Genomic DNA, 8,545 nt, shown 5'->3' on the forward strand with positions numbered 1-8,545 from the left:
ACGCTGAGGGGATGCTCGGCGCCGACGAACCCGACCACCGCGGTCGCACCGGCCTGCACCTGACAGGGCTCGGCCTCGATCGCAATCCGCGCGTCGTCATCGACGGCGTCGAACTGCTCGCCGCCGGCTGGCACGTGCTGCGCCGCACCTCGTTCCGCGAGCAGGATGCCGCGGGCATGTGGATCCCGAAGGTCGCCGAGACCTACGACCGCGGCAACGGGGCGACGATCCTGCTCTACGACCCCGACCGGCGCACCGTGCTGCTGACCCGGCAGTTCCGGTACCCGGTGTACGTCAACGACCACCCCGACGGGATGCTGCTGGAGACGGCCGCCGGATTGCTCGACGCCGACGACCCGGAGACCGCGATCCGCCGCGAGGCGATCGAGGAGACCGGACACGAGGTGCTCGAGCTGGAGCACGTGTTCGACCTCTACATGAGCCCCGGCTCGGTCACCGAGCGCATCCACTTCTACGCGGCGCGCTACGACGCCTCGACCCGGCTGCACGCCGGCGGCGGACTGGTCGACGAGGGCGAGCACATCGACGTGGTCGAGCTCTCGTTCGACGACGCGCTGGGGCAGATCGGGTCGGGCATCGTCGACGCGAAGACCATCCTGCTGCTGCAGTGGGCGACCCTGCGCGGCCCGTTCGCACCTGCCTAGTCGGTGGGTATCCCTAGGCTCGCCGCATGGTGAGCTTCGCCGACAAGCCGATCCACGAGTTCACGATCGAGCAGTGGGAGCAGTTCCTCGTCGACGACCCGCCAGACACCGGAATCCGGCTGAAGCTGCGCAAGAAGTCGTCGGCGGCTCCGGGGATCACCTGGCAGGAGGCGCTCGACGTCGCCCTCTGCTACGGCTGGATCGACGGACAGACCGCCCGGTTCGACGACGACTACACGCTGCAGGCGTTCACCCCGCGGCGCAAGAACAGCCCGTGGTCGCAGATCAACCGCGAGCACGTCGCCCGGCTGATCGCCGAGGGCCGCATGCGCCCCGGCGGTCTCGCCGAGGTGGAACGCGCGAAGGCCGACGGGCGATGGGATGCCGCCTACCGGCAGAAGGGAGCCGTTGCGCCCGACGACCTGCAGGCCGCCCTCGACGCGAACCCGGAGGCCGCGGCCTACTTCGCATCGATGACGGCGCTCGACCGCTTCCTGGTCTACTCCCGCATCGCCACCATCAAGACCCCCGCGATCCGCGCTGCCCGCATCGTCGACGTCGTCGAGAAGGCCGCACGCGGCGAACGCCACTACCGCTGACGCACGGGCGCGCGAGCGGATCAGTTCGCGGGCATCATCCCGCCGACGGCCGGCGGGGCGAAGATCGCCCAGAGCAGCGCGAGGTAGGTGAGCGTGAAGATCACCGGCGTCACGACGCGCACCACGACGGTCCACTTCGCGGAGGCGATGATGCGGGTGCTCACGGCGCTCAGTTCGCCGTGCTTCGCGAGCGCGGCGAGGTCGGCGGCGATGGCCTGCGCCTCACCAGCCGCCGAGATCTGCACGACCGCCCCGAGGATGCCGCTGGAGAGCAGCACGAGGGCGGCGGCCACCTTGATCGGACCCGGCTGTGCGCCGAGACCCTCGATCACGAACCAGATCGTCGCGGCGAGCAGCAGTGTCGGCGCGAGCTGCGACGTGATGACATGGGTGCGGGCCTTCGCCCACATCCCGTGCAGCTCGTGCTCCGTCATCAGGACAGCTTCGCCTTCAGGTTCTCGTCGATCGCGGCGAGGAAGTCCTCGGTCGTGAGGTACGGCTGGTCGTCGGAGACGAGCGTGGCCAGGTCCTTCGTCATCTTGCCGCTCTCGACGGTGGCGATGACGACATCCTCGAGGGTCTGCGCGAAGTCGATGAGCGCCTGGTTGCCATCCAGCTTGCCGCGGTGCATGAGGCCGCGGGTCCAGGCGTAGATCGAGGCGATCGGGTTCGTCGAGGTGGGCTTGCCCTGCTGGTGCAGGCGGTAGTGCCGCGTGACGGTGCCGTGGGCCGCCTCGGCCTCGACGATCTTGCCGTCGGGGGTGGTGAGCACCGAGGTCATCAGGCCGAGCGATCCGTAGCCCTGCGCGACGGTGTCGGACTGCACGTCGCCGTCGTAGTTCTTGGTGGCCCAGATGTAGCCGCCCTCCCACTTGAGCGCGGAGGCGACCATGTCGTCGATGAGGCGGTGCTCGTAGGTGAGGCCCTTGGCGTCGTAGTCGGCCTTGAACTCGGCGTCGAAGATCTCCTGGAAGATGTCCTTGAACCGGCCGTCGTAGGCCTTGAGGATCGTGTTCTTCGTCGACAGGTAGACCGGGTAGTTGCGCTGCAGGCCGTAGTTGAGCGACGCACGCGCGAAGTCGCGGATCGAGTCGTCGAGGTTGTACATCGCCATCGCGACGCCCGAGCTCGGCGCCTGGAAGACCTCGAACGACTGGGCCTCGCTGCCATCCTCCGGCTGGAACGAGATCGTGAGCGTGCCCTTGCCCTCGAAGCGGAAATCGGTGGCGCGGTACTGGTCGCCGAACGCGTGGCGGCCGACGATGATCGGCTTGTTCCAGCCCGGCACGAGACGCGGGATGTTGGAGATGATGATCGGCTCACGGAAGATCACGCCGCCGAGGATGTTGCGGATGGTGCCGTTCGGCGACTTCCACATCTTCTTGAGGCCGAACTCCTCGACGCGGGCCTCGTCGGGGGTGATCGTGGCGCACTTCACGCCGACGCCGTGCTTCTGGATGGCGTGGGCCGCGTCGATCGTGACCTGGTCGTCGGTCGCGTCGCGGTGCTCGATGCCGAGGTCGTAGTACTCGAGCGTCACGTCGAGGTAGGGGTGGATGAGGCGGTCCTTGATGAACTGCCAGATGATGCGCGTCATCTCGTCGCCGTCGAGCTCGACGACCGTTCCCTCGACCTTGATCTTCGCGACCACGTGACTACTCCTTCTCGACCGGTTCGGCCCCTTGTGGAGGCCGTCGACCAGCCTATCGCCTCGCCGAGATATCTCGACATCGAGATACCTGGTCGGCATCCCGGGTTAGCCTGGGGGCATGGCCGAGCTGCGAATCGAAGAGCTGACCGCCGGGACGATCTCGGCCGCGAACAGCCTGACCCTCAAGCCCGGTCAGGAGGCCTTCCTCGAACCGGCGACCTACACCGACGCCGAGCAGCAGTTGGATCCGGCGGGCTCCTGGCCTCGCGTGATCCGCGACGGCGACGAGGTCGTCGGCTACATCATGGGCGCGTTCGACCAGGACGCGCCCCAGGAGTACTTGCGCGCCGCGATCTGGCGCATCAACGTGGCCGCCGAGGCGCAGGGCCGCGGCGTCGGGCGATTCGCAATCGAGGCGTTCGCCGACGAGGCGCGCACGCGCGGCTTCTCGCGCGCCACCGTCGTCTGGGCGTCCGGGGACGGCGGGCCGGGTGCGTTCTTCGAATCCGTCGGGTTCCGGGTCGTCGGCCAGACGCCGTTCGGCGAGAACCTCGGCGCGCTCGAGCTCTGATCCCGATGCGGGCCGCTCCCTCCGCCGAGTTCACGGAAGCGGTGCTCGATGTCGTCGCCACGATCCCGGCGGGTCGCGTGATGACCTACGGCGACGTCGCGGCGGTGCTCGGCTCGCGCGCGGCCCGGGCGGTCGGCAACGTCATGTCCTGGTACGGGGCCGACGTGCCGTGGTGGCGCGTCATCCGCGCCTCCGGCCACCCCGCCGCCGGTCATGAGGACCGCGCACTCGAGCACTTCCGCGCCGAGGGCACCCCGCTCGTCACCTCCGACGACGGCTACCGGGTGAACCTCCGCCTTGCCCGCCACTCGCCGGAGTAACCCGGCGGCGCACGAGACCACCAGCGGAGCGTGACGACCGCGCTCGTCACGCGGAGCGGCGTGCGCCGCAGAAGCGGCGGCGCACTAAACCAAAGAGTCTCTCCAGGCGGCGTGCAGCTTCGAGAAGCGCCCGGTGCCGGCGATCAGGTCGGCAGGGGTGCCGTCTTCGACGATCTTCCCGTGCTCCATCACGAGCACCCGGTCGGCGATCGAGACGGTCGACAGGCGGTGCGCGATGATGATCGCCGTGCGGTGGGCGAGCAGGGTGGTCAGGCCCTCCTGAACCAGGCGCTCCGACGGGATGTCGAGCGACGCGGTCGCCTCGTCGAGGATGAGTACGGCCGGGTCGGCGAGGAAGGCGCGCGCGAACGAGAGCAACTGCCGCTGTCCGGCCGAGACCCGTCCGCCGCGCTTGTTCACGTCGGTGTCGTAGCCGTTCGGGAGCTTCTGGATGAAGGCATCCGCCCCCACCGCCTTCGCGGCCGCCACGATCTCCTCGATCGTCGCGTCGGGTTTGCCGAGCGCGATGTTCTCGGCGACGGAGCCGCTGAACAGGTATGCCTCCTGGGTGACCATGACGATCGCGCGCCGCAGGTCTTTCGGGTGCAGGCGACGCAGGTCGACGCCGTCGAGCTCGACCACGCCGGTCGTCGGATCGTAGAAGCGGGCGAGCAGTTTCGCGAGCGTCGACTTGCCCGCCCCCGTCGATCCGACGAGCGCGACCGTCTGCCCGGCCGGGATGCTCAGCGAGAAGTCGGGGAGCACGACGCGATCCTCGCGGTAGGCGAAGCGCACGTCGCGGAAGTCGACCGCGCCCTGCGCCTCCCAGAGGTCGACGGGCTGCACGGGGTCGGGAACGCTCGGCTGCTCCTCGAGCACGCCCGAGATCTTCTCGAGCGCCGCCGCCGCGCCCTGGTAGGAGTTGTAGAACATCGCCATCTCCTCCATCGGGTCGAAGAAGCGGCGGGTGTACAGCAGGATCGCGAGGAGCGTGCCGATCTCGAGGGCGCCGTCGATGACCCGGAAGCCGCCGACGAGCAGCACGACCGCGACGGCCGTGTTGCCGATCAGGATCAGCCCCGGGTCGAAGATGCCGAACAGCTTGATGACCTTGGCGTTGGCATCCCGGTAGTCCTCGACGAGTCCGCCGAACTCGCGGTCGTTGCGGCTCTCGGTGCGGAACGCCTTGACGGCCCGGATGCCGGTCATCGTCTCGACGAACTTCACGATCACCCGCGCCGACACCACGCGCGTCAGCCGGAACCCGCGCTGCGAGCGCGTCTGGAACCACCGGGTCAGGAGGGCAAGCGGCACGAGCGCACCGGCGATGACGAGCGCGCTCACCCAGTCCAGCGCCACGAGGGCCACGCCGACGAAGGTCATGTAGAGCACCCCGCGGACGAGACCGTTGAGGCCGGAGTCGAGCAGCTCGCGGATCGACTCGAGGTCGCTCGTCTGACGCGCGATGATGCGGCCGGACGTGTAGCTCTCGTGGAACTCGAGACTCAGCCGCTGCGCGTGCAGATACACCCGGCGGCGCAGGTCGAAGAGGATCGCCTGACTCACCCGCGCGGAGAGGATCGTGTACCAGGCGATCAGCACCGCCCCGAGGATGCCGGTCGCGAGGTACACGCCGACCGCGAGGCCGAGCGGCAGGAAGTCGCCGTCGAGCGCCGCCGGCAGCCCCTGGTTGATCCCGAGCGCGATGAGCGCGGGCCCCGCCACCTGGGCGGCTGTGCTCACCACGACGACGAGCAGAGTGAGGATGACGCGGGCACGCACGGGCCGCAGCAGCGACCCCAGCAGGCGCAGGGAGCGCGCGCGGATGAGCTTACTCTCGGCGCGCGTGTAGTCGCCGCGCTCCTCGCCTTCGACGCCGGTGACGCTCACTTCTCCACCTCCCGGGTGTTGTCGGGCTCGAGCGACGAGATCACGTAGCGGTAGTGGGCGTTGGTGGCGAGCAGCTCGGAGTGCGTGCCGACGGCCGTCACCCGCCCGTTCTCGAGCAGCGCGACACGGTCGGCGAGCTGCACGGTGGAGGGCCGGTGCGCCACGATGAGGGCGGTCGTCGAGGCGAGCACGCGGCGCAGTCCGGCTTCGACGCGGGCCTCGGTGTCGACGTCGAGGGCCGAGAGCGGATCGTCGAGCACGAGCACCGACGGGTTCGCCGCGACGGCGCGCGCGAGCGCGAGCCGCTGCCGCTGGCCGCCGGAGAGCGACAGCCCCTCCTCGCCGACGGTCGTGTCGACGCCGTCGGGCAGCTCGACGACGAACTCGGCCTGGGCGATCTCGAGCGCCTCGGTGAGCACCGCCTCGGCCTCGGGGCTGCCGGGCTCGAGCTCCGGTCGTCCGAGCAGCACGTTGTCGCGCACCGACGCCGAGAACAGCGTCGCATCCTCGAACGCCATCGCGACGCGGCGCCGCAGCTCCTCGCGGGTGAGATCGCGGATGTCGACGCCGTCGAGCCGGATCGCGCCGCTCGAGACGTCGTAGAGCCGCGTGACGAGCGCCGTGAGCGTGGTCTTGCCCGAACCGGTCAGCCCGACGAGGGCCATGGTCTCGCCAGGCTCCAATTCGAGGTCGACGCCGTTCACGAGATCGACGAGGTCGCCGGCGGCATCCTGGTAGCGGAAGTGCACGTCGTCGAAGGTGAGGCGCCCGCGCGGCTCGGCGACGGTGTCGGGGGCCGCCGGGTCGGTGATCGGGTTCGGCTCGTCGAGCACCTCGAAGAGCCGGTCGACCGCCGTGCGGGTGTCGAAGGTCATCGACAGCAGGAAACCGATCGACTCGATCGGGAAGCGCAGCACCGTCGCCGTCGCGAAGAAGGCGAGCAGGGCGCCGCTCGTCATCTGGTCCTGGGCGACGAGCCACACGCCGCCGCCGAGGCAGAGTGCGAACGCGACGTCGGGCACGAGCAGCAGCCACAACCAGATGCTCGCGATCGCCCGGGCCTTGTCGAGTTCCGTGCCGCGCAGCTCGTCGGCCTGACGGGTGAACTTCTCGAGCGAGTACTTCCCCCGGCCGAACGCCTTGAGCACCCGGATGCCGTGCACGCTCTCTTCGACGGCGGTCGCGAGGTCGCCCTGCTGGTCCTGCGAGCGACGCGCGACGATCGAGTACTTCTGCTCGAAGACGTAGCCGTAGATCCAGAGCGGGATCGAGCAGACGAGGAACACGAGCGCGAGCATCCAGTTCCAGAAGAACAGCACGACCGAGCCGACGACGATCGTCACGAGGTTCACGACGAGCAGCACGACACCGAACGACAGCCAGCGGCGGATCAGGCCGAGGTCGCTCATCGCCCGCGACAGCAGCTGGCCGCTCGGCCACTTGTCGTGGAACGCCACCGGCAGATCCTGCAACTTCGTGTACAGCGTCGTGCGCATCGCGGCCTCGACGTGCGTGCCCGGAGTCAGCACGAAGAACCGGCGCGCCATGATGAACGCCGCCTCGAGCACGCCGAGCACGAGCACGACGATCGCCGCGGGCCAGACCTGCGAGGCGTCGCCGGTGGCGAGCGGGCCGTCGACGAGTACCTGGAGTACGAGCGGGATGCCGAGCGCGACGAGGCCGGCGAGCAGCGCGGACACCATGCCGAGCACGATCCGCGGGAGGGCAGGACGGACGAACGGCATCAGGCGCAACAGGGTGCGCACCGTTCCGGAGCGGGGAGGCGTGGTGGTGTCAGGCATGAGGAGGAGGTGCCGCCCCGACAGCATCCGATGCGTTCGCCGGGGCAGCCTTCCAGACTAGACCCGCCCGCGCTCCGGCCGCGAGGGGAATTCAGTACGGATAGTCCGCCATGCGGTCGAGGAACTCGTCGACGTCGGCGTCGCTCAGCACCTCGGGCACGTAGATCGAGATCCGCAGCCCCTCGAGCGGCTCGCCGCTGTCGGCGACCTGCCCTTCACGGGTCGCGCGGAACCGTCCAGCATCGTCGTTGCTGAGGTCGGTGAGGGTCGCATACAGCCGGATGAGACCCGCGCCGTCGACGCTCACCCACTCCCACACCGACTGCGTGCGGATGTCGGTGCTGCCGTAGAACCGTTCGAGGGTGCCGGGATCGAAGCCGTCGGACGGGTCGTTGAGGGCGTACAGATCGGAGAAGCCGTACCCGAGGATCACCTCGTCGATCGTGCCCATGACTGCGAGCTTCTGCTCGTGGTCGGTGATCGGCTCCGTCGTCGCCCAGTTGTCGGAGTCGTAGGTCACGAGCATCGACTCGCCGCCGTAGCCGTTGCGTTCGTGCCGCGTCGTCCCGGGAACGCCCCGCACCCAGTCGTAGCCGTAGCGCGCGGTCAGCCGCTCACGGATCGCCTCGAGCAGCTCGTCGCCCGTGCGCGTCACCTCCTCGAGCGACGCGCGCGCCAGGATGTCGTCGACGTACTGATCGCGGATGCCGAGGTAGGCGGCCCAGTAGTCGGCTTCGGGATCAGCGGCGACGGTGGCGGCGGGAGGCCGGGTCACCGCGCTGGCCGCGCCGATCGTCCCCACGTTGACGAGCAGGAGGATCGCGAGCGCGATCGATCCGAAGCGCCGTCCGCGCGCCGTCACGACGGCGGCGATGACGCCGATCAGCAGAACGAGCTGCACGGCGAGGGTCGCGACGCCGTAGATCGCCGTCGTCGCCCCGGCCGCCCACATCCCCATCAGCACGAGGGCGAACAGCACGGCAGCGGCGAGCGCGGCGATGCCGCCCGGGCTCGGATGGGGACGCCCGACCGGCGAGCCGGGGGCCG

General features: G+C 69.5%; 9 protein-coding genes. 4 read left to right on the top strand and 5 right to left on the bottom strand.

The genetic code is table 11. From position 1 onward, the window contains the following. Positions 1 to 11: 11 nt before the first annotated feature. Positions 12 to 665, top strand: coding sequence for an NUDIX domain-containing protein (locus ACILQS_RS13840; RefSeq protein ID WP_395640723.1), 654 nt, complete (start codon positions 12 to 14; stop codon positions 663 to 665). A gap of 26 nt (positions 666 to 691) precedes the next feature. Further along, positions 692 to 1,264: a YdeI family protein gene (locus tag ACILQS_RS13845; protein ID WP_395640715.1), complete on the top strand. Its 573-nt coding sequence runs from the start codon at positions 692 to 694 to the stop codon at positions 1,262 to 1,264. Between the two features lie 20 nt (positions 1,265 to 1,284). Here the strand turns inward: ACILQS_RS13845 and ACILQS_RS13850 are convergent, their stop codons facing one another. Together ACILQS_RS13850 and ACILQS_RS13855 are read right to left on the bottom strand one after the other, a co-directional pair. Continuing rightward, positions 1,285 to 1,698, bottom strand: a complete 414-nt coding sequence (locus tag ACILQS_RS13850) for a hypothetical protein (RefSeq protein WP_395640716.1) — start codon at positions 1,696 to 1,698, stop codon at positions 1,285 to 1,287. Continuing rightward, the gene (locus ACILQS_RS13855; RefSeq protein ID WP_395640717.1) at positions 1,698 to 2,915 is read right to left on the bottom strand and encodes an NADP-dependent isocitrate dehydrogenase; all 1,218 of its coding nucleotides are present in this window, start codon (positions 2,913 to 2,915) and stop codon (positions 1,698 to 1,700) included. Before ACILQS_RS13855 ends, ACILQS_RS13850 begins: the two co-directional genes overlap by 1 nt. A 118-nt stretch (positions 2,916 to 3,033) precedes the next feature. Here ACILQS_RS13855 and ACILQS_RS13860 point away from each other — a divergent pair, with 118 nt between their 5' ends. After that, positions 3,034 to 3,486: a GNAT family N-acetyltransferase gene (locus ACILQS_RS13860; RefSeq protein WP_395640718.1), complete on the top strand. Its 453-nt coding sequence runs from the start codon at positions 3,034 to 3,036 to the stop codon at positions 3,484 to 3,486. 5 nt (positions 3,487 to 3,491) lie between these two features. Beyond that, positions 3,492 to 3,806 carry an MGMT family protein gene (locus ACILQS_RS13865; RefSeq protein ID WP_395640719.1) on the top strand — a complete coding sequence of 105 codons (315 nt, stop codon included), beginning with the start codon at positions 3,492 to 3,494 and terminating at the stop codon, positions 3,804 to 3,806. 84 nt (positions 3,807 to 3,890) lie between these two features. Here ACILQS_RS13865 and ACILQS_RS13870 read toward each other — a convergent pair whose 3' ends face one another. The 3 genes from ACILQS_RS13870 to ACILQS_RS13880 all read right to left on the bottom strand — a co-directional run. Continuing rightward, positions 3,891 to 5,696, bottom strand: a complete 1,806-nt coding sequence (locus ACILQS_RS13870; RefSeq protein WP_395640720.1) for an ABC transporter ATP-binding protein — start codon at positions 5,694 to 5,696, stop codon at positions 3,891 to 3,893. After that, positions 5,693 to 7,498, bottom strand: coding sequence for an ABC transporter ATP-binding protein (locus ACILQS_RS13875; RefSeq protein WP_395640721.1), 1,806 nt, complete (start codon positions 7,496 to 7,498; stop codon positions 5,693 to 5,695). The genes ACILQS_RS13870 and ACILQS_RS13875 overlap by 4 nt, the downstream gene beginning before the upstream one ends. Before the next feature lie 91 nt (positions 7,499 to 7,589). Next, the coding region (locus ACILQS_RS13880; RefSeq protein ID WP_395640722.1) for a hypothetical protein at positions 7,590 to 8,545 on the bottom strand (956 nt) is incomplete at its 5' end.

It is taken from the genome of Pseudolysinimonas sp., assembly GCF_044239695.1.
Lineage (GTDB): Bacteria > Actinomycetota > Actinomycetes > Actinomycetales > Microbacteriaceae > Pseudolysinimonas_A.